Annotated in this window: 18 protein-coding genes; 11 read left to right on the forward strand and 7 right to left on the reverse strand. The window is 51.0% G+C overall.

What is annotated here, in order from left to right; genetic code table 11:
- Window positions 1-79: 79 nt before the first annotated feature.
- Complete coding sequence (locus FKW31_RS16635; protein WP_081939154.1) at window positions 80-211, reverse strand: histidine phosphatase family protein; 132 nt, start codon at window positions 209-211, stop codon at window positions 80-82.
- Between the two features lie 284 nt (window positions 212-495).
- On the opposite strand from FKW31_RS16635, the gene FKW31_RS00435 reads away from it, so the two are divergent.
- The gene (locus tag FKW31_RS00435) at window positions 496-858 is read left to right on the forward strand and encodes a helix-turn-helix transcriptional regulator (RefSeq protein WP_014106223.1); all 363 of its coding nucleotides are present in this window, start codon (window positions 496-498) and stop codon (window positions 856-858) included.
- Window positions 859-992: 134 nt separating this feature from the next.
- Here the strand turns inward: FKW31_RS00435 and FKW31_RS00440 are convergent, their stop codons facing one another.
- Both FKW31_RS00440 and FKW31_RS00445 read right to left on the reverse strand, forming a co-directional pair.
- Window positions 993-2,198: an MFS transporter gene (locus tag FKW31_RS00440; RefSeq protein WP_014106224.1), complete on the reverse strand. Its 1,206-nt coding sequence runs from the start codon at window positions 2,196-2,198 to the stop codon at window positions 993-995.
- A 207-nt stretch (window positions 2,199-2,405) separates the two neighbouring features.
- Window positions 2,406-3,320, reverse strand: coding sequence for a LysR family transcriptional regulator (locus FKW31_RS00445; protein ID WP_164076300.1), 915 nt, complete (start codon window positions 3,318-3,320; stop codon window positions 2,406-2,408).
- 210 nt (window positions 3,321-3,530) lie between these two features.
- Here FKW31_RS00445 and FKW31_RS00450 point away from each other — a divergent pair, with 210 nt between their 5' ends.
- The 3 genes from FKW31_RS00450 to FKW31_RS00460 all read left to right on the forward strand — a co-directional run bounded on the left by FKW31_RS00450 (window position 3,531) and on the right by FKW31_RS00460 (window position 7,694).
- Window positions 3,531-5,168: an MFS transporter gene (locus FKW31_RS00450; protein ID WP_035382356.1), complete on the forward strand. Its 1,638-nt coding sequence runs from the start codon at window positions 3,531-3,533 to the stop codon at window positions 5,166-5,168.
- A 95-nt stretch (window positions 5,169-5,263) separates the two neighbouring features.
- Window positions 5,264-6,256: an HlyD family secretion protein gene (locus FKW31_RS00455; protein ID WP_238331286.1), complete on the forward strand. Its 993-nt coding sequence runs from the start codon at window positions 5,264-5,266 to the stop codon at window positions 6,254-6,256.
- Entirely contained in the window at window positions 6,243-7,694 is a 1,452-nt protein-coding gene (locus FKW31_RS00460; protein ID WP_035382358.1) for an efflux transporter outer membrane subunit, read from the forward strand. The genes FKW31_RS00455 and FKW31_RS00460 overlap by 14 nt, the downstream gene beginning before the upstream one ends.
- Window positions 7,695-7,924: 230 nt before the next feature.
- Here the strand turns inward: FKW31_RS00460 and FKW31_RS00465 are convergent, their stop codons facing one another.
- Complete coding sequence (locus tag FKW31_RS00465) at window positions 7,925-8,626, reverse strand: pirin family protein (protein WP_014106229.1); 702 nt, start codon at window positions 8,624-8,626, stop codon at window positions 7,925-7,927.
- 162 nt (window positions 8,627-8,788) lie between these two features.
- On the opposite strand from FKW31_RS00465, the gene FKW31_RS00470 reads away from it, so the two are divergent.
- On the forward strand, window positions 8,789-9,718 hold the full coding sequence (locus tag FKW31_RS00470; protein ID WP_035382359.1) for a LysR family transcriptional regulator: 930 nt from the start codon (window positions 8,789-8,791) through the stop codon (window positions 9,716-9,718).
- A gap of 54 nt (window positions 9,719-9,772) precedes the next feature.
- On the opposite strand, the gene wrbA is transcribed toward FKW31_RS00470, so the two are convergent.
- Both wrbA and FKW31_RS00480 read right to left on the reverse strand, forming a co-directional pair.
- On the reverse strand, window positions 9,773-10,369 hold the full coding sequence (gene wrbA / locus FKW31_RS00475) for an NAD(P)H:quinone oxidoreductase (protein WP_035352921.1): 597 nt from the start codon (window positions 10,367-10,369) through the stop codon (window positions 9,773-9,775).
- A gap of 374 nt (window positions 10,370-10,743) precedes the next feature.
- Entirely contained in the window at window positions 10,744-11,361 is a 618-nt protein-coding gene (locus FKW31_RS00480; protein WP_014106232.1) for a YceI family protein, read from the reverse strand.
- A 301-nt stretch (window positions 11,362-11,662) separates the two neighbouring features.
- Between FKW31_RS00480 and FKW31_RS00485 the strand changes: the two genes are divergently transcribed.
- From FKW31_RS00485 to FKW31_RS00500, 4 genes are all read left to right on the forward strand, one after another.
- On the forward strand, window positions 11,663-12,793 hold the full coding sequence (locus tag FKW31_RS00485) for an efflux RND transporter periplasmic adaptor subunit (protein WP_052051560.1): 1,131 nt from the start codon (window positions 11,663-11,665) through the stop codon (window positions 12,791-12,793).
- 24 nt (window positions 12,794-12,817) lie between these two features.
- Window positions 12,818-15,961, forward strand: coding sequence for an efflux RND transporter permease subunit (locus FKW31_RS00490; RefSeq protein WP_035352875.1), 3,144 nt, complete (start codon window positions 12,818-12,820; stop codon window positions 15,959-15,961).
- Complete coding sequence (locus FKW31_RS00495; RefSeq protein WP_035352878.1) at window positions 15,961-17,448, forward strand: efflux transporter outer membrane subunit; 1,488 nt, start codon at window positions 15,961-15,963, stop codon at window positions 17,446-17,448. The genes FKW31_RS00490 and FKW31_RS00495 overlap by 1 nt, the downstream gene beginning before the upstream one ends.
- A gap of 272 nt (window positions 17,449-17,720) precedes the next feature.
- Complete coding sequence (locus FKW31_RS00500) at window positions 17,721-18,332, forward strand: TetR/AcrR family transcriptional regulator (RefSeq protein ID WP_048851167.1); 612 nt, start codon at window positions 17,721-17,723, stop codon at window positions 18,330-18,332.
- A gap of 332 nt (window positions 18,333-18,664) precedes the next feature.
- On the opposite strand, the gene FKW31_RS00505 is transcribed toward FKW31_RS00500, so the two are convergent.
- Complete coding sequence (locus FKW31_RS00505) at window positions 18,665-19,552, reverse strand: LysR family transcriptional regulator (RefSeq protein ID WP_014106237.1); 888 nt, start codon at window positions 19,550-19,552, stop codon at window positions 18,665-18,667.
- A gap of 195 nt (window positions 19,553-19,747) precedes the next feature.
- Between FKW31_RS00505 and FKW31_RS00510 the strand changes: the two genes are divergently transcribed.
- Both FKW31_RS00510 and FKW31_RS00515 read left to right on the forward strand, forming a co-directional pair.
- A complete protein-coding gene (locus FKW31_RS00510) occupies window positions 19,748-20,857 on the forward strand; it encodes an NADH:flavin oxidoreductase/NADH oxidase (protein ID WP_014106238.1) in 1,110 nt (369 codons plus the stop codon).
- 193 nt (window positions 20,858-21,050) lie between these two features.
- Entirely contained in the window at window positions 21,051-21,707 is a 657-nt protein-coding gene (locus tag FKW31_RS00515; RefSeq protein ID WP_052051561.1) for an alpha-ketoglutarate-dependent dioxygenase AlkB, read from the forward strand.
- Window positions 21,708-21,712 lie beyond the last annotated feature (5 nt).

The raw sequence follows: 21,712 nt of genomic DNA on the forward strand, positions 1-21,712 counted from the left end.
AGCGTGGACTTTGATCGCCTCAATCCGCATGCTGACCCGCAGAACCGCAAGGCATTGTCAGTGCTGAAAAACTTTCGGATCAGGCTCTTAGAGGAATGTTACTCCTACCCTGCAGTAAACCTGACTTGTTCCAGTCTGTTTCACCATGACGAAGAAAAACAAATGGCTGAAGATTTTCCATAACGAACTCCTGTTTCACTATGTGTATCATAATAAAATTGATTTTGATGTTTTGGTTGCAGATTTGTACGGAGAGATGGAGCTCCTTATCTAATGCAGAATATTACCTTTCAAGTTGTTCTTGGGGGGACAAATAAATACAAATGTGAAAGTCTCGTTAGAAAGAAGGATAGTCCAGGTTTGGGAATTTGAGCAGGCATGATGGCATTCGAGCAGAATGTGTTGTTTATCCGCAAGTAATTCTGTTGAATATTTTCATAGGATACAGAAAATCACGTAATTGACTTAAATTTCAGGGCTGCATAAGAATAGGGTATGCACACCAATCATCCCAAACGCGACGATATCCGGCTTGAGAGTGTACTGATGGCATTTGCAAATCCACTGCGACTGGCGGCTGTATGGACTATTGCTCAAGGTGACGGATATCCCAGCTGTAGCGTGCTGTCACATATTCCAAAATCCACCATGAGTCATCATTGGCGTATCCTGCGAGATAGCGGCGTTGTCTGGCAGCGCCAGATGGGACGGGAATACCGGCTGTCTTTGCGACGAGACGATCTGGACTATCGTTTCCCGGGGCTTCTGGATTCTATCTTGGCCCCGCTCACCATTGATGCACTGACTCACAACATGATCGTTGCATATAATGGGGAAGGGCAGAAGGTCGAGATATGATATTCGGTCCGACGCATTATATCATCGGAGCGTTGCTATGGACCCGTGCATAACAGGGAAGGGGTATTTCGAACCTGTGTTGTTGCATCGTGTGCGCATAGAAGAGGAGGGCGTCTATATATTGTAGCCATTTACTAACATGATTTACCAATTGTTCGCGCTCGACCGGCTAGTGTCGCAAAGATCATAGCCAGCATGCTTGATGCAACCAGTAGCCATAGGGAGGCACTCCAATTGCCGGTCGCGTCATGAAGCACGCCGATCAGCAATGGTCCGGCAGCAGCTCCCACATAACCAATGAATTGTGCCATTCCTGAAAGGACTGCAGCTTGATGATGATTATGTGTTCGGAGGCCGAATAGGGACAGGCTTGTGACCATCGCAACACCGGCACCGAGGCCGGCACAAATGAGCCACACTAAAGAAAGGCTGGGCATAAGTACTAAGCCGCTTGTCCCTGCCAAAAGTAAAAGCCCGCAGATGAAACCCAGTAATCGCTGATCGTTCAACCTCTGAAGCAGGGGCGCACAGCCGAGGTTTGTCGCAACAGCAACCACCTGAAAAACGAGCAACATGAGACCGGCGGAAGAGAGGGGTATGCCACGACTGGCTGCATAGGATGCAAACCAGTCGACAAGTGAGTAAAATACCAGAGAATGAAAAGCGAAAAAGAGGGATACCTGCCAGCCGATCGGATGACGCCATGGGGAGGTGAATGTCTGGTCGTTTGTGGCGGCTGAGGAAAGGTAATGTTGTCGTGTGCGAAACTGCGGCAGCCACATGAGAAGCGCGCCAAATGAGAGGAGGGCCCATATTCCGATTGCCCAGCGCCAGCTTAACCCAGGGATGCGTGCAATCGGCTCAGCTATCCCGGCAGACAAACCTGCCATTGCTGCCATTGAGGCAGCATAGAGACCGATAAGGCCTGCGGCGCGTGTCGGAAAATCGCGTTTCACCAAACCCGGGAGGAGAACATTCCCAAAAGCGATCCCAGCACTGAGGAGGAGAGTGCCAAACCAGATTGAACCAGGCAGATCCAGAGATCGCGTGACTGTGCCAACCAGAATGGCCATGACCGATACGCCAAGAATGCGTTCGAGACCATGTAGTCGTCCTACAGCTGGGGCCACAAGGGACAGGAGGGCAAAGATCAGTAACGGCAGAGAATTCAGTAGTCCGGCCGTCGTGCCGCTGAGATGAAGCTCATTCTGAATAGCCGGAAGTACGGGACCCAGACTTGTGATAGGCGCACGGAGGTTGGCACCGATAAGAATGATGCCGAGATACAGGCTTGAAAAGCCTACGGTCGAAGGGCGGGGGGCCGAAAAGGGAGTTGGCACGTCAACATCCTATACACGCCATCTTCCTTGGTTTCAGAACATGACGACAAGAATGCGTTGGTTGACGTTAACGCTTACGCGGCGACCGTAACATGGGCTTGCCGTCTGAAATCGTCCCTACATGTCGTTAAGGGATGTGTCAATCTGTCAGAGTGTTTCTGTTGTTTGCAGTCGTTCGGTTATGATTACGGTCCCGCTCAGGCTTATTCACCTTTCCAGACGACGACGGACAACATTTGTGATGGCGGTGCGTAACCAACGATGCACGGGATCGGTGTCGAGGCGAGGGTGCCATGCCTGAAAAACCTCCAGCGGTTCCACCATCACGGGTATCTCGAACGCGATGAGTCCAACAGCGGCGATGGATAAGCCACTTTCTACAATATCAGGCATGGAAAAAATCAGATCTGTATGCGTAATTCCATGTAATGCCGCGTAGTGTGACGGCATGACCAGAGCGATATTGCGTTCCAGGCCATACCCCTGGTCCAGAGCGACATCTATCGGTCCCCTGCGGCGCCCTTTACGGGAAACCACGACATGATTGTAACGTGTAAATGCTTCGGGTGTGATTTCACCGTCAAGAATCGGGTGACCATTACGGACGACACCTCGAAACTTTGTAGAAAAAAGTTTCTGCCGTCGGATATCCTGCTGAAGTTCACGGGTAGCTCCTATGAAAAGGTCCACGGTGCCCTTGCGAAGGGCCTCGCTATCGTGTCCCTCACTTTCGGGGGCAAAGCGTAAGTGGCATCCTGGGCATGTCCGCGTCAGTTCCTGCATGAGCGGACCTGAGAAAACGCTTGTCACCACGTCATTCGCCCGGATCGTAAAGGAAGGAGTGAGTTTCGTGAAATCTACCTCTTCCTGCCTGGAGAGCGCCCGTGCGTTCGCCAGAACAGTGGCGACCTGCGCCTGAAGCTCCATAGCTCTCGGGGTGAGAACCATTCTGCGCCCTGACAGGACCAGGATTGGATCGGAAAATGCCTCGCGGATACGCGCAAGAAAACGGCTGATTGTCGCACTACTGACCTTCATTCGCCGTGCTACGCCGATAACGCTCTGTTCTTCAAGGAGAAGGGCAAGAACATACAACAGGTTGAGGTCGTAATCCTGCTTCACTGAACCATGCTCCATGTCTTGTTTGTTTTGCTCACTGGTGGGGCGATACTTAATTAAAATAGCAGTTTCAAGGCTATCAGAATATCAAATGTAAATGCTATACGTTACAGAATATGAAATGCTGAATTGCAGGTTCTGGCGCTTCCCAGTGGGGTAGGCTTGTGAGCATTATCTTTTATATTTTCTATCAGCCTCAACTATGGACGTAAGATGACCTCATCGGCACAAACTGCCGTGCCAACCGATAGTAGGCTGCATCCTTCTCCGCTGACGTTGCCTGTGGTACCGGCACTCAATGGGCGGTTGTTGGTTGGTCTGCTGGGGGTTTTGCTAGCTGTTCTACTCGCGGGCTTTAACGAGCATGTAACGGAAATCGGCCTGAATGATATTCGTGGCCAGATGGGCATCGGCCATGATGAGGGGACGTGGGTTATTGCTCTGTTTGAAGCCTGCAATATTTCTGCAATGGCTTTTGCTCCTTGGTTTGCTGTTACGTTTTCTGTTCGCCGCCTGACAATAGCCATGACGGCAACTGTCGGTATATTGGGGGCGCTTGCCCCTTTTATGCCCGATCTCGCGTGTCTGCTGATCTTGCGCTGTGTGCAGGGGTTTGCCAGTGGGGCACTTCCCCCCATGCTGATGACTGTAGCGCTCCGCTTTCTTCCCCCTCCTATCAAGATCTATGGGCTTGGAGCCTACGCCCTGACCGCAACATTTGGTCCCAATCTGGCGACACCTCTGACAGGGTTCTGGTTTGAGTATGTTGGCTGGCAGTTCCTGTTCTGGCAGATCGTTCCTCTGTGTGTCGTAACGATTATCTGCGTGGCCTGGGGGCTACCACAGGATCCGATGAGACTGGAGCGATTCAGGCGGTTTGACTGGTTCGGGTTGATGACCGGTCTGCCCGGCATATGTTGTCTTGTCATCGCGTTGCAGCAGGGGGATCGGCTTGATTGGTTCCGCTCTCCTGTCATCACCCATCTGACGTGTGTGGGTGTGTTTCTTTTTGCAGTCTTCATCGTCAATGAGTGGCATCATTCGCTTCCATTTTTTCGTATCCAGTTGCTCAAACAACGCAATATAGCGGATGCCTTGCTTACGCTTTTCGGGGTTCTGGTGTTGAGTGTGGTAACGGTTTCTGTTCCATCGCATTATCTGACTGCGGTAAAATCCTATCGTCCAATTCAGACGACGCCTTTCTCTCTGCTGATAGCGATTCCCCAGTTGCTCGCGCTCCCGCTGGTGGCAGCCATATGCAATATCCGCCGGATCGACTGTCGACATGTTCTTATGGCCGGTCTGGGTCTGATGGGTCTTTCATACTGGCTGGGAACCTGGATATGTGCAGACTGGGTCCGCGATAATTTTTATCCCATCGCGCTGCTGACTGTATTCGCGCAGCCTATGGTCATCATTCCGGTTCTGATGCTTGCGACCATGGGGCTCGGACCTATCGATGGGCCCTTCATCTCCGGTATGGTCAACATGACCAAGGGTATGGCGAGCGCTGTCGCAGCTGGACTTCTTGACGCATTGTTCCGGCGCCGAGAGCAATACCATTCCTCCATGTTGCTGGATCACATGGGCCATATACAGTTTTCTCTTCCTCCTTTCGATGCTGTACGCCAGAGCCTGTTCGATCCTCACCTTGTTGACCCAGGCAGCGTGAACTCGGCCGCTATGTCCCTCTTTCATCGCGAGGTCGGGATGCAATCGCTCATTCTTGCCTGTGCCGATATCTATGTCGTGATGATTGGCGTTTGCACGCTTCTTATCGGCCTCAATCTTGTTCTGCCCAGCAGGGTGTATCCGCCGCGCGCAGCGGCACCGCTCTCTCGTCAATCCTAAACCGGAGATTTCATGTGCCGACCCGGCGTTTCTTAAGTCTTGCCGCTGTCATAGCGGGTCTTGGTGTCACGGCTTTCGCCGTGGACCGATTGGTAATGGAGCATCAGGGAAGTGTTACGACAAATGACGCTTATATCCATGCTTATTTCACACTTGTCGCACCTAAGGTCTCAGGTCGGATCGATCAAGTTGAGGCACAGGATAACCAGCACGTGAAAGCAGGCGAGACGCTGGCTCACATTCAGGACTGGGACTTTCAGGCTTCCCTCAGGATAGCCCGGGCTAATGTGGCATCCGCTCAGTCGGATATTGATAATTTGAGCGCGACCCTCAAACGGCAGCAACCTCTTATCGCCGCGGCGCACGCGTCGGTTGAGTCTGATAAGGCTGCTCTTGCCTTTGCGAGGCTGGATGAGGCGCGTTATCGCGATTTGTCTGCAGGTGGAGCAGGAACTGTTGAGCAACGTCAACGTACAGCAACACAGGCAAAACAGACTCTTGCGCTTCTTGCTCGTGATGAGGCAGAGGCTTCGGCGGCGGAGCAGCAGGTTCCTGTCATTCAAGCGCAACTTGAGCGTGCCAGAGCGGCATTACAGCGTGCGCAAGGGGAAGAAAAGCAGGCTGAACTCAACCTGTCATACTGCACGATAACGGCACCAATTGATGGCGTGGTTGGCGCGCGCGGTGTTCGTGTGGGGGCCTATGTTCATGTTGGTACTGCGCTCCTGGGCGTTATTCCCGTTCAGGATGCTTTTGTGGTCGCCAATTTTCAGGAAACACAATTAACTCACGTAATGCCCGGGCAACGGGCTACAGTCTGGGTTGATACTTTTCCGGGGCATCCCCTGCGGGCTCATGTTGATAGCGTGGCGCGCGCGACCGGGGTCGCATTTTCTCCGATCCAGCCAGACAACGCGACGGGAAACTTTACCAAGGTGGTGCAGCGTCTCCCGGTCCGCATTGTGTTTGATCCGGGCCAGCCTCTTGCTGCGCGAGTGAGTGTTGGCATGTCGGTTGAAGTGAGAATCGATACAGAGACGAAAGCTGACGGCTCTCATGCATCGGATGATCGCTATGAATGGCGTTAAGCGACTGGGTTTTGCGCTGTTGGGACTAATGGTGAGTGCCTGTACCGTTGGGCCCGATTTTCATGATCCACGGATGCCTTCTGGAGATAGATGGCATGAAAGTCTGCCTGCATCTTCCAGCAAGGCGGATATGAAAAGGATCAATCCCCAATGGTGGGAAGTGTATCACGATCCTATTTTAGATGATCTTGAACGACAGGTTGCGGCAAAAAACCTCGATTTGCGGGCAGCAAGTTTCCGATACGCTCAAAGTCAGGCAGAACGAAAGATAGCAGGAGCTGCACAGTTTCCCTCCCTTAATGGAAATGCCTACTATCAACGCAATCAGATCAGCGCCAATGGCGTAAGGTCGGTGCTTGGTACCCCAATCGGCATGACTCATCCCACGCCAGCGTTCAATCTCCCGACTTATGGACTGAGTGCTTCATGGGAGGTCGATCTATGGGGGCATGTCAGGCGCTCTGTGGAGAGTGCGCGGGCTGCGATGGATGTTACCGACGAAATGCGTCGTGATGTCATCGTCTCACTCATGGCTGAAGCTGCCAGAGACTATATTGAATTGCGTGCAGTGCAGGCCGAAATGGCAATTATACGTCAGAATCTCGCAGTTGCGCGACGGAGCGTGGAGTTGACGACTCTTCGATTCACAAAAGGGGTTACGACCACGCTTGATGTAGATGACTCCGAGGCACTTTATCACACCTTTAATGCACGGCTACCGGTATTACGTAATCAGCAGGTTCATCTTATCAATGCTCTGAGTTTTTTGATCGCACGTGAACCAGGAGCATTAGCGGCATTACTTGAGGCGCCGCATCCCATTCCTTCAGTGCCTTCGGTTATCGATATCGGTGTCCCTTCGGAACTGGCTGATCGGCGTCCTGATATCCGGATGGCAGCTGCAAAACTACATGTTGCAACAGCAAATATTGGTGTGGCAATCGCAGATTTTCTGCCGCGCGTGACCCTGTCGGGAACATTGGACATGCAGGCGATGTATTTCAGCAAGTTGGGGAATTGGGCTTCGCGTCAATATGGGTTTGGACCGACAATGACGGTGCCCCTTTTTGAAGGAGGCAGGCTCCGAGGGCAGTTGATGCTGCGAAAAGCCCAGCAACAGGAAGCTTTCATCACGTATCAGCGGACAACCCTGAATGCCTGGCATGAGATTGACGATGCGCTGGCCAGTTTTAGTGCAGCCCAGCAGCAACGTGATGAATTACGTCAGGCCGTGGCGCACGATAATGCCGCAGTAAATACAGCCCAGAGACAGTATGCGGCGGGAGCTGCTGATTTTCTTAATGTCCTGACCTTGCAATCTCAGCTTCTGGCTGCCGAAAATCAGCTTATTCAGTCGGAAGCGAGTGTATCGACCTCTGTTGCCCAGCTTTATCGGGCGCTGGGGGGAGGCTGGGAGGGGACTTTTCCTTTGCTGTGAACATCACACATGGCAGCATCAGTGCTGCCACTGTAAGAGAATAACCAAGTAAAGCGCGGACTTCTTCCATGCTTATGATAAAATATTTTGGATCTATCTTGTTGTTTCAGGTAAATGAAGAGTAAGAAAAACCTTGAGCTTCTTTTTTCACTCATGATGATATTAATGGGTTGAGGAAAATTAATAAAGCTGAGAGGTGGGCTTTTCGAACCCTCCCCGTACTCTTTTTTTTATAGCCTTGTATCAACAAGCACTATTTCAGAATCTTGATGTGCAAGGATTGTGAGGGTATCTTTCTCTGAGATGGCAGCACCATCACCCTCTCTGATCATCTGACCTTCAATTTCCACGGTGCCGCGGGCAACGACCAGATACGCCAGCCTTTCTATGCCAAGATGGTAATCGGTATTCTCTTCTCTTATTAATGTTGCTCCCAAGACGCGTGCATCTGTGCGAATTGGAAGAGCATCACCGTCGTTTTCGTAACCGGATGCGAGTATGATAAACTTGCCAGCACGATCGGTTTTCGGAAACACCCGGGTTCCCCACGACGGTGCATATCCGGATCGGGTCGGTATGATCCATATCTGGAATATCCGGGTTGTGACATCCTCAAGATTATACTCGCTATGCTTGATTCCGGTACCAGCAGACATAACCTGAACGTCACCTGCGATGGTACGTCCCTTATTGCCCAGGTTGTCCTGGTGGGTGATGGCGCCTTCCCGGACATAGGTTATGATTTCCATATTCTCATGGGGATGCATGCCGAAACCGGACCCCGGCGCAATAGCGTCATCGTTCCAGACGCGGAGAGCACCCCAATTCATCCGGCTAGGATTATAGTAGTTGGCAAACGAGAAATGGTGCCGTGTATCTAGCCAGCCATGATTGGCGTGCCCTAGCTGTGAGTAAGGACGAACTTCGATCATGATGGTTTTTCCAGATGGAGGTGACGATATGTGGATGGTGTCAAAAAATAGCCGCCCGGCGTTACTGTCGTAAATGGCAATAGTGGAAAGATACGGTTTCTCTTTCTTGGCGCAATGAGTATGTCGAGATATAACTGGACGATCAGCCAAGGGGGAAGTTGTATGAGACTGCCGGATTTTGAAGCATGGGCTATTTTCGCAAAAGTGGCGGAACTTGGTTCTTTTGCGCGTGCGGCAGAAGAAATACAGCTCTCCAAGCCGACTGTCTCAAAGGCGGTCAGTCGTCTTGAACAGACGTTAGGTATTGCGCTGTTCAATCGGAATTCTCGTCACATTTCCCTTACTGAGACCGGGAGGGCCCTTCTTGGCTATGCCAATCGTATTGTTACCGAAGCTGAAGCTGCTGAAGCTGCTGAAGCAGAAGCTCGTGGTGATATGCAACGCCCTTCTGGCCGTATTCGCATTACCGCACCAGTGACATTTGGTATCCGCCATCTTGCCCCCGTCTTGCCGGAATTTATGCGGCGCTATCCTGAGATTGATCTGAATATCAGTTTCAGCGATGCAATTGTAGATGTGGTGGCTGACGGATATGATATCGCGTTACGTATCTCCGCTCTTGCTGATTCCTCTTTGCGCGCACGAAGATTATGCGATGTTGGTCTCTTTCTGGTGGCATCATCGGCATGGCTGAATACTGTCGGCCGACCTGAACATCCACGAGATCTGGAGGACTGTAAAAGCTTCGTTTATACGAATACCGCTGCTCCAGGAATGATTCGTCTCCGAAAGAAGAATTCAGGTAAAGAATTTGTCCTGCCACAAACGTCTAGGTTCCGTGCGGACAATGCTGAAGCGTTCCTGCCCTCTTTAGAGGAGGGGCTAGGCTACGGATTATTTCCCGAATTTATGGTTTCAGATGGATTGCAGGAAGCAAGACTGGAACGAATTCTTCCAGAATGGGAAGGGCCTGTCATAAGTCTATACCTGATTACCCCTCCAAGCCCGATGCGACCTAACCGTGTCAAAGCCTTGATAGATTATCTGATAAAGGCTTTTGAGCATCCACCATGGGTAAAAACCGAGAGGTAGCCTGAACCGGACAAAGAGCCTTCCTGAAGAAGAGTATCGGGAAGGCTTTGATAATCAGGCTAGTTTTTTAGTAATGCCGGCCACATGCTGACCGAGAAATTTCGCCCCATCGAGTTCATTGCTGCTTGGCTGACGTGATCCGTCACCTGCAGCAATCGTCGTGGCGCCATAAGGTGAGCCGCCAGTGACTTCGTCAACTTTAAGCTGACCCTGGAAGCTGTAAGGAAGGCCGCTGATAACCATACCGTGGTGCAAAAGGTTGGACATCAGAGAGTACAGGGTTGTTTCCTGACCACCATGCTGGGAAGCCGTGGAGGTGAAGACCGCACCAACCTTGCCAATCAGTGTGCCCTTGAGCCACAGACCGCCTGTCTGGTCCCAGAAGTTTGCCATCTGAGCAGGGAGGCGGCCAAACCGCGTCGGAGCTCCTATGATAATGGCATCATAATTAACCAGATCATCCGTGGTCGCGATGGGAGCGCTTTGCTCCGTCTTAAAGTGATGCGATTTCGCAACATCCTCAGGCACCAATTCAGGTACTCTTTTTACATCGGCTTCAAGGCCTGCTTCACGGACCCCTTCTGCAATTGCGTTGGCCATCGTTTCGATGTGACCGTAAGATGAGTAATAGAGAACGAGAACTTTTGGCATTTTTACGTCTTTCTCAGGTGATGAAAACAATGTCTTTAAGGAGTTCAGAAACCCCATGATGATAACTCCTGTACGATTATCAAACATCCTAAAGTTGGAAACATTCTGTTTCTGGATTTAGCATGTAAGGATCTGAGAACCCTATTGTTGTTCGTAATGTCGATATCAGGACAGATTTTGAGAACGACCAATGATCCGTAAATGTCTTTTTGCAAGCAGCTCAGTCACGCCACGCGAGCGAGAATGCCTGCGCAGTTGCAACATCTCGCGCAGTCAGGGCTGATATCCCCAGTTGTAATCATTCACTGAAGGATGATCACAACTGGGGTATTCTAACTGTTTGGACCAACTGCGTGCAGAGGTGGCTGCAAGCGTTAGTCCTGCTTTTCGAATGCGCCAGCAATGCGCAGAGTCACATCGTCAGACACGTAAGGCACATACATCTTCACACCGAAGTCACTGCGCTTGATGGTGCCTGTGGCTTCAAAACCAGTGGTATATTTTTTGTCCAGTGCGTTCACGCCAGCACCGATGAAGTGAACCTTCAGTGTTTCAGGCTTTGTCACGCCATGGAGGGTTAGGTTCCCTGTTACGATGGCATCGTTGCGGCCAGTCAGATGAACTGACGTGGACTCAAACGTGGCATTGGGGAATTTGGCAGCGTCGAACCACTGATCGCTCTTGAGTTCATCATTAAGCTTGGCGCTGGTGGTCTGTACGGAGTCTACAGGGATGGTAACAGACAGCTTGGAGGCGGCTGGGTGTTGCGCATCCAGTGTCAATGTGCCGGACACATTGGAGAATACGCCCTGATAATTTGTAAAGCCAAAATGCAGCACGGAGAAGCCAACCTGTGTGTGGCCCGGTTCAACGTTATAGGTGCCAGATTGAGACTGGGCTGCGTTGGTGACAACCTGCGCGGACGCGGGGTTACCTGCCAGAAGCCCGATTGCCATGGCTGCAGCGGAAACAAAAGAAAGACCGTATTTCATAAGTATAACTCCAAATAGACGATTAATACCCGGTGTAGTCTTAGATTGTTCTAGGAGGCTATCAATTCGACGCCTGTTCAACACATCAAATTTATTACAGCTGTATTTTTAATAAATAAATGTAAACGTTGGAAACATATGGTTTCAAAATTTTCTCTATTGTGAGAGGCGTCCAGCCCCGGACTGCATCTGAGGGCCTGCCAGGCTGGGGCCTGAAAGATGACGCTTGGCAGTGAATGAAAAACATAATATTCATTGTTCAATAAAATAGTTTAAACGCTGACTGAAAGGACCATGGCTCGTGACATCGCGCACGTTTTCTAATGCCTGCATCGCAGGTCTCCTTCTTCTTCTGCCTTCGTGTGGCAAGAAAAACGCGGACGCGAATGCTCCTGCAGTGACGGATGTTCATGTCATGCGGGCACACGAGCAGTCCGTAGATCTGACAGGATATGTTCCCGGACGCGCCGCAGCTTATCGACAGGCCGAAATCCGGCCGCAGGTCAGCGGTGTTCTTGAAAAGCGCCTGTTTGTTGAGGGGACTGATGTCAAGACGGGCCAGCAGCTCTATCAAATTTATCCGGTTCCCTATGAAGCTGCCCTAGCGCAGGCAAAGGCTGATCTGGCTCATGGAGAGGCGGAACGCGTTGCAGCAGACGCACGAAAAGCACGGTTCACCCATTTGTCCGGGATTAACGCCGTCAGTCATCAGGACTATGACGATGCCGTCTCCTCTGCGGCTCAGGCAGCGGCGGATATTGCGAGCGCGAAAGCGGAGATCATGTCCGCTCAGGTTAATCTTGATTATTCGCGTGTTTATTCCCCAATTTCCGGGCGTATCAGCCGCACGCTCGTTACGGAAGGCGCATTGGTGACGGCAAATCAGACCACACCTCTGGCGACGGTCACGCAGTTGGACCCGATTTATGTCGATCTGACCGTTACAGGTGAGGCGGTGTCGCGCCTGCGCGAATCCCTGATGAATGAGAAGCGTGACCATACTTCGACTGGGGCTGGCCAGGTCGATGTCGTCCTCGATACGGGACGCCCTTATACGTCACCAGGCCGAATTGATCTTCTCGAAGTAATGGTCGATCCGGGAACCGGAATGACCACGCTGCGAACAACATTCCAGAATCCGGATGCAATGTTGCTTCCGGGCATGTTTGTGCATGCAACTCTGCATTATGGTCGGCGAAAAGCTTTTCTTGTCCCACAGAACGTTGTGCTGCGAGACCTGCACGCCGACCCTTATGTCCTGATTGCCGGATCTGACGGTAAGGCTGTCCTAAGGAAAGTAAAAATTATTCAGGATAGCGGTAATTCATGGGTGATTACTGATGGTGTTTCTGACGGTGATCGTATCATTACTGAAAAACTCCAAACCTTGCAGCCCGGCGATTCGATACATCTTCTTAACGAACCGGCCTGACGGACAGTTGCGGAGTTTTATGTGATGTCAGATTTCTTTATCCGAAGGCCAATTTTTGCCTGGGTCGTTGCTCTTCTAATCTCGCTTCTGGGCGTTATTGCGCTCATGACCCTACCTATTGGCCAATATCCCAGTATCGCACCTCCACCAGTTACCGTCAGTGTTACTTATCCAGGTGCCTCCGCTGAAACAGTGTTGAAAACTGTTGTGCAGCCCATTGAAGAGCAGATGTATGGTCTTGATGGGCTGGAATATATCTCATCGTCTGCGCAGCAGGATGGCACAGCGCAGGTGGTGCTGACCTTTATTCAGGGCACGGATCCAAATATCGCCCAGGTGCAGGTGCAAAACCGCATGACAGTGGCGCAGGCACTCCTGCCGCCAGATGTGGTTGCCCAGGGCGTGAAAATTACCAAGGCAACCAAGAGTTTTACTCTGATCGCCATGTTGGTAAGTGAGGATAACCGGCTCGATTCCTATGCTCTGGGGGATTTTGTCGCTAACCATCTTCAGGAACCGGTTACGCGGGTCACGGGTATTGGTGACTACACCTTCTTCGGTTCAGAATATGCAATGCGCATATGGGTCAAACCGGAGAAACTGACCAGCTACGGGATGACTGTAACGGATGTTCGCAACGCGGTTACAAATCAGAACTTTCAGGTTTCATCCGGTGAGATTGGCGCGCTGCCAAGCCCGGATGAACAGGTGCTTGACGCCGTCATTTTGGGGCCGCAGCGTTTGACCACACCGGAGGATTTCCAGAATATCCTTTTGAAGGTCAACCCGGACGGCACACAGGTTCGTCTGCGTGATGTTGCGCGTGTGGAACTAGGGGCACAAAGTTTCCAGCCAAAGGGTCTCGTAGATGGGCACCCTGCTGCCGGTCTTGCCCTCAATCTCGCGCCTGGTGCCAACCAGATTCAGACAGTCTCCACCGTAAAGGCGCTGTTTGATCGTGCTGCGTCGTCCTTTCCCGCAGGCGTGCACGTTGTTTATGCTTATGACACAGCGCCGTTCGTCATGGAGTCCATGCACGAGGTTGTAGAGACACTGGTTATTGCGATCGGTCTTGTGGTCGTGGTGATGTATGTGTTCCTGCAGAATTTTCGTGCCACTCTGATTCCCACCATTGCCGTGCCCGTCGTGTTGCTTGGAACTTTCGCCGTAATTCAGGCGTCGGGCTTCATGCTCAACACCCTGACAATGCTGGCGCTGGTACTGGCAATTGGTCTGCTGGTGGACGACGCAATCGTTGTGGTTGAGAACGTCGAACGTCTGATGGCGGAAGAAAATCTTTCACCCGCCGACGCGACAAGCCGATCAATGAAGGAAATTACAGGTGCGCTGTTTGGCATCACAATGGTGCTGTCAGTGGTTTTCCTGCCCATGGCGTTCTTCGGTGGCTCTGCAGGCATCATTTACCGCCAGTTCTCCATCACCATCATTGCGGCCATGACGCTTTCGGTCATTACCGCCATTACGTTCACGCCGGCGTTGTGTGCCACTATTTTGCGTCCATCCCACGGTCAGGCGACGAAGGGTCCATTCGGCTGGTTTAACCGGTCATTCGACGCGTTGCTTGAGTATTATGGTCGTATCGTGGTGCGTCTGAATGCGACACCGCTTGCATGGGGGGGGTATTTGTTTCTGAGCGTTGCCGCTGTGCTATGCTTTTTTAAGCTTTCTGAAGGTTTCTTGCCTGATGAAGATCAGGAAGTCGTCTTCGTGCAGGTTCAATCGCCGCTCAACAGTTCGGCGCATGTCACGGAACGTGTGCAGAAAGATATTCGTGAATATGTCCAGGCACACGATAAAGGTGCTGTAGAAAATGTCCTGACGGTGTTTGGCTTCCATTTTGGCGGACGCAGTCAAAGTGCAGGTTTTATCGCAGTCAAGCTCAAGCATATTGATGAGCGTACGGGTGCCGTTCGTACAGCGCAGGACATAGCGTCTGATATTAACGGGCATTTTGCGACGTATGGGGTAGCCCAGGTTGTTGCGTTTCTTCCTCCACCCGTCATTGAACTCGGCAATGCCAGTGGTTTTGATTTTGAGCTGACCAATCCAGGGGGAATTCCCTACGAGCAGTTTTCTCAGGCCAAGGACCAGCTCATTGCCATGGCGCGGAAAGATCCGAGGCTTGTTGCTGTCCGTCTGAATGGACTGGATGACGCACCACAATGGCATTTGAACGTTCTGAGGGAGCGCGCCAATGCTTATTCGGTTTCCAATAGCGATATCAATGATACGATCGGGAGCGCCTTCGGTTCTGCCTATATCAACCAATTCAATATGAGTGGCCGTGCCAAAAAAGTCTTTCTTCAGGGGGAGATGGATTCGAGGTTGCAGCCCCGCGACCTAGAGAAATGGTTTGTACGCAATACACAGGGCCAGATGGTGCCGCTCACTGCTTTTACCGATCCAAAGTGGGAAATTGGGGCTCAGAAGCAGGATGTCTACAATGGTGTTCCCGCTTTCGAAATTCTGGGTGCGCCAGCGGCAGGCATAAGCAGTAGCGAGGCAATGAAGATCATGGAAGATTATGCGGCAAAGCTGCCGGTAGGGCTATCGCACGAGTGGTCTTCTATCTCCTATGAACAGCAGCAGAGTGCAGGGCAATCCGGGAAACTTTATGCTGTTTCATTGATTGTCGTTATCCTCTGTCTGGCAGGACTTTATGAGAGCTGGTCAATTCCTGTCGCTGTCATGCTCGTGATTCCACTCGGAATTCTTGGTGCTGCACTCGCTACTTTCCTGCGCGGTCTGGCAAACGATATCTATTTCCAAGTCGGCCTGCTTACAACAGTCGGTCTGGCCACCAAAAATGCAATTCTTATCGTGGAGTTCGCGAAGATGCACTATGATGCGGGTGCAACATTGGCTGATGCAGCTTTGATCGCGGCAAAAGAACGTCTGCGTCCCATCCTGATGACATCTTTTGCCTTCATTGTTGGTACTCTGCCGCTGGCACTCGCCACAGGGGCAGGTTCGGCTGCGCATATTGCCATCGGCACAGCGGTTGTCGGTGGTATGACTGGTGCGACAGTGCTGGCTGTGTTGTTCGTGCCTAAATTCTTTGTTTCGGTTCTGACCCTGTTCCGGGTTCAGCGCAATGCTCCAGATAAGCCTCCCGTCAGCACAGCGGAAGAAGGGGGGGCGCACTGATGTCGAGGCAGCTTTCCTTTTCATCACTGGTCTTCCTGCTTCTTGGAGGATGTACCATGATTCCGCATTACGAACGGCCAGCCAGCCCGGTTGGCAAGACTTGGCCGAATGGGTCTGCCTATCGTAATACCAAAGGCGTCTCGTCAGATGCCGTGAAATCCGATGCTGCATGGCGCGACTTTTATCGTGATCCACTTCTTCAATCTCTTATTGCAGAAGCGCTGGAGAACAACCGTGACTATCGTGTTGCCATTCAGCAGATCGAAACAGCTGGTGCGCAGTTTGATATTGAAAATGCGAGTCTGTTTCCGTCATTGACGGGGAATGCATCAGGAAATATCCAGAAATATGCTGCTCGAACCATGCGGTTTCCCCATACACCAGCTTCTCAGGGGTCTATTTACCAAAGGCAGTATGGTGTCGGTTTCGGCGTTTCCTCTTATGAGATTGATCTATGGGGGCGCATCAGGAGTGCTTCCCGGTCGGCATTTGATCATTACATGAGTGACGTCTATACGCGTGAGAGCGTGAATATTACGCTCAAAGCAAGCGTCGCTACGACAGTTCTTAACTGGGTGGCCAACAATGAAGGATATCAACTCACATCAGATATTCTGAAAAGCTGGCAGAAAAGTTACGATCTCGTCCTTGAAGCGCGTAAAAGCGGTTCGTCGAGCGACCTTGATGTGGCGGAGGCAGAGGAGGCGCTGCGTGAAGCTGAAAAGCAACTGGAGATCTATGACCGTCAGCGGGCTCAGGCCCTCAATCAGCTGGAACTTCTGGTAGGAAGGCCTCTGACGGACGCTCAGAAAAATGCACTGGAAGGAAAGAAAGCTCTTGCTGACATAGTGGACTTTCCGGATGTTCCAGAAGGTCTCCCGTCTGATCTCATCGGTAGGCGTCCGGATATTCTTGCCGCAGAGCATACGCTTCTGGCCGCAAATGACGATATTGGGGAGGCTCGGGCTGAGTTCTTTCCGAAGATCCAGATTACTGCGTCAAATGGTACAGCAAGTAGTGGCATCAAACGCCTTTTCCGATCCGGAATGGGGGCATGGGATGTCGCCCCGCAGATCACACTTCCGATTTTTGACGAAGGTCGATTGACGGCCCAACTCAAACAATCGAAAGCAAACAAGCGTATGGAGATTGCCCGCTACGAAAAATCAATCCAGACAGGTTTTAGAGAAGTAGCAGACGCGCTTGCTGCCAGAGAGACTTATGTTCGGGAAACGACGGCGCAGGATTGTTTTGTTTCGGCTTCACAGCGGCAATACCGGCTTTCTCGTGCGCGTTTTGAAATGGGGTCAGACAGTTATCTGCAAACACTTGTTGCCCAGAGAACTTATCTCAACGCCGTGACGGAAGGGATTTCTATCCATCTCGGTCAGCGTTCAAACGCTGTTACGCTCTATAAGGTATTAGGGGGTGGCTGGGAGAATGAGACGCCAAAGCGCCCATTCCGTATCGGTGAGCATATTCTATAAGCTTGTCTGACAGACAGCATTATAGGATGGCTTGCTGTGCCGACATTTCTATGGGGTTCAGAATGTTTGGCTTCATCATGCGAAGAGGCTTGGAGCGGATAAAATGTTGTGAGTCCAAGTCTTGTTTTTCTTGAGGGCGCGTTGGGATCAAATTACGAATGTCTGATCATCAACTCTGCCATTGGATATTGAAATTGATGTAATCTGTGCTTGCAAATGGATTTTAATAATCTAAATGGCTGGTGATTGAGCTAACGATGGGACCATCCTTGATGTTGAAGAACAAAAATGAGCGTGATGAAGCTGTTAGGACGCAGATTGTTGAGCAGGCACGCTTATTGTTTGAGCGTTACGGGCAGTCAAAGACAACCATGTCCGATATTGCGGAAGCGGCAGGTATGTCACCCGCACACATTTATAATTTTTTCAAAGGAAAAAATGAAATTATAGATGCCGTTGGTGATCAGGTTTTTTCTTCCTTCGCCAAAAAAATAAAAAAAGAGATTGACACAAAAAAAGATCTTTTTGAAAAAATAGCCACGATATTTCTGTTTATTTATAAGCATAACCGTGATCACGCTCTTCCAAAAGATGATGGGCTATGTATTAAAATTTGTGAGGGGATTGACGGTTGGGATTTTGAAAAGAAATTTGAGGGATTTGTCCTCAAAACAGTTTCTGATATCATAAAACAAGCTGCCGAGCCCGATATTTCGGGGGATAAAGTCCGAAATGATGCCAGAACTATTCTCGACTGTATGTTTTTCGGCGCTGTTTATACCGAAATATTCCGATCTCTTTCAGCGAAAGAGCATGAACAACGCGTCAGATACCAGCTTGAATTTATTCGATCCGCGCTTCTTCAGAGGGGATATGTCGTTTAGTAAAGTTACGCTCGCTCCTGGAATTTCAGAATGTGTCTTTATGGCGTGATCTATTTGCACGTTTGACGTATTAGAAGAATGTGCACCGGCATATTCTCTGCTGGTGCACCAGTCTCTTGAGGAGGAGCAATACTCAGTGTGCCTTGGGCCTATAATGGCTCGTAGCCGCTACACGAGGGCTCCGGACTGCAAATTGGGCGCATCCATGGGACATGATCTGGGTATTTTCGGCCTGTTTAAATTGTCTGTTGTGGTTCGCAGAGTGAATTAAGTTGAAAAACGTAGCATCTTGAATTAGTCGAGTATCTTGAGCATCACATTCAGGCATAGGATTATGCTGACCCAAGGCGACCCGCCATAAAGTCAACAAAAGCTCGGATTTTGGGTAATGACTGTCTATTGGACGGCCACAGGATGCCGACGTCTCTTCTGTCATGAATATATTCGTCCAGAACGGGGATGAGCTGCTTTGCCTTTATCTTTTCATGCACCATGAAGTCTGGAAGCAGGGCGATACCAAGTCCGTTTTCTACCATACTTAGCAATGAGTTTATATTGTTGGAAACCGAAGATGTGGGCAGGTCCGGACTGATTAGTTCACCATTAGTCAGAAATGGCCATGGGGCCAGTTTTCCGCTGCTGGGATAACGATATCTCAGGCAGAGATGTGTCTGGAGATCATCAGGGCTGACTGGCAGGCCCCGGAGGGAAGCGTAGTCTGGTGCTGCGACAAGTCTATGATGAAATCCGCTAAGTCTGCGCATCATGAGACGCGAATCATCAACAGAACCAATCCGCATGACAGCATCAAACCCTTCCTCTACCAGATTGACCAACCGGTCACTGAAATCGAGATCCAGTTCGATTTCTGGGTAGCGTTTCTGAAAAGCAACAATATGTGGCATCAATTCAGTACCCAGATTAGGGAAACCGATGCGTAATCGTCCTTTGGGTTCTGCGGTGACTGCGCTTAATTCTTCTCTGGCTGCATCAAACTCTGCAAAAATGCGATAGCAATGAAAGAGAAATTTTTCTCCTTCAGCCGTCAAACTGATGGCGCGTGTGGAACGGTGAAAAAGACGAGCACCTAGTTCCTGCTCGAGCTTGGCTATTGTTCGGCCAATCGCTGATGAGGAGAGGCCAATCCGTCGACCGGCTTCCTTGAAACTGCTTGTTTCTGCCGCTTGCACGAAGGCTTCCAGGGCTCCAAAATGTGTCATGGTATGATTGCGCTTTGTTCCGTTATGTTCGGATAATTGTCCCATTTATCGCAAGCATGACAAGGGGTAGAAGAAACACGTATTATTCTGAACCAGCAAGATGAATGATGCCGGATAGATATATTCCTCAAAGCGACTTCAATCTGTCGATGGGATACCGGGCATTCAGTTTTGCTATAAAAAGTGGAGTTAATCATGGCCTCTCCCTCTCTGTTCAAGCCGTTTACCCTCAAGGACATTGCACTGCGTAATCGTATCGCCATTCCCCCGATGTGCCAGTATATGGCCACGGATGGGGTCGTGAATGACTGGCACCATATTCACTATGGTGCCTTGGCTCGGGGTGGGGCTGGTCTGGTCGTTGTCGAAGCGACAGCCGTCGCTCCGGAAGGTCGCATTACCCCAAAGTGTGCCGGTCTGTGGAATGATGAGCAGGCACAGGCTTTTGTTCCTGTTGTCAAGGCCATCAAGGACGCTGGCGCCGTTCCTGGTATTCAGATTGCGCATGCCGGACGTAAGGCGAATGCCAACCGTCCATGGGAGGGAGATGACCATATTCCTGAAAATGACCCCCGTGCCTGGCAGACGATCGCGCCTTCCGCCATCGCTTTTGGTAAGCATCTGCCCCGGACGCCTAAAGCCATGACTCTTGAAGATATAAAGCGTGTGCAGCAGAATTTTGTTGATGCGGCGCGACGTGCTCTTGAGGCTGGCTTCGAGTGGATTGAACTCCATTTTGCTCATGGTTATCTGGCGCAGAGTTTCTTTTCTGAGCATAGCAATCAGCGAACCGACGCCTATGGTGGAAGCTTGGAAAACCGCAGTCGTTTTCTGGTCGAAACTCTCGCGGCAGTCAGAAAAGTGTGGCCGGAACATTTGCCTTTGACGGTCCGCTTCGGAGTTATTGAGTTCGATGGTCGTGACGAACAGACTTTTGCTGAGTCCATGGAACTGGTGAAGCGCTTCAAGACCGAAGGACTGGATCTGCTCAGCGTGAGTATTGGGTTCACCATTCCTGAAGTGAATATTCCGTGGGGCCCCGGCTTCATGGCGCCTATTGCTGGGCGTGTCCGTGAAGAAGTGGGTCTTCCGGTGACGTCAGCATGGGGGTTTGAAGTGCCTGCTGTGGCAGAGCAGGCCGCTGCGGAACACAGGTTGGATCTTGTCTCAGTTGGGCGCGCCCTTCTTGCTAATCCGCACTGGCCCTACGCAGCCGCAAAGGCCTTGCGCGCGGATCGACCCGCCTGGGTTTTGCCTGCTCCTTATGCCCGTTGGCTTGAACGCTATAGTCTTGGCCAGTTCTGAGGTGCCAGACGTTATCTGATACCGTCTGGCTACCCGCAAGGTTGAGCCCAAACGCATTTTAGATCGGGTCGTGCTGCCTGTTTCTTTTTCAAAGGAACAGGCAGTTGCCGTATGGAGCGTGTGGGCCGTTGGCTGATTATGAGAGGGTAGAAGAGCGATTGCAGTCTTACAAAAAGGCTGATCTGGAGGCTATGTGGATCTATTCGGCGAAATAAGACATCTCAAATTGAATGGAGGAACGGTCGTCTATGATCCTCGTCCATCTCTTGGACTGTCTCCCGATCTGTTGATGAAGAGACTGAGTTCAGAGCTGGTCTGGGAGCAGCACAAAGTCCGGATTCATGATACTGTAATAGATCAGCCTCGTTTGAGTGGCTGGCATGGGGATATCGTTCATACATATACCACGCTGGCGCATAATCTTCACCCAGAGCCTTGGAGCCCTGTGCTCAAGCAGCTCCGGCAACGTGTTTCAGAGCTGGCGAAAGCTCCCTTTAACTCTATGCTGGCCAATCTCTATCGGAACGGCGCAGACAGCATAGGCTGGCATAGCGATAACGAAGAGGGACTGGGAACTGAACCAACGATTGCTTTGATCAGCCTCGGTGCAGAGAGAAAGTTTTCGTTGAGACGGTGGGACGATCATCGCAGCAGGTGTGACATTATTCTTGAGCATGGCAGCTTGCTTATCATGAGTGGCATGACGCAGAGGTACTGGCAACATGCTGTCCCCAGAACAAGTGCGGTGACAGGGGCCAGAATAAGCCTCACGTTCCGACAGATTGATCCAGTATCAGGCCGCTCTCTGAAGTCGGTCACCCACAAAGAACAATCAGGGACGGATCCGTGATCAAT

It is taken from the genome of Acetobacter sp. DmW_136 (genome assembly GCF_008690365.1).
GTDB lineage: Bacteria > Pseudomonadota > Alphaproteobacteria > Acetobacterales > Acetobacteraceae > Acetobacter > Acetobacter oryzifermentans.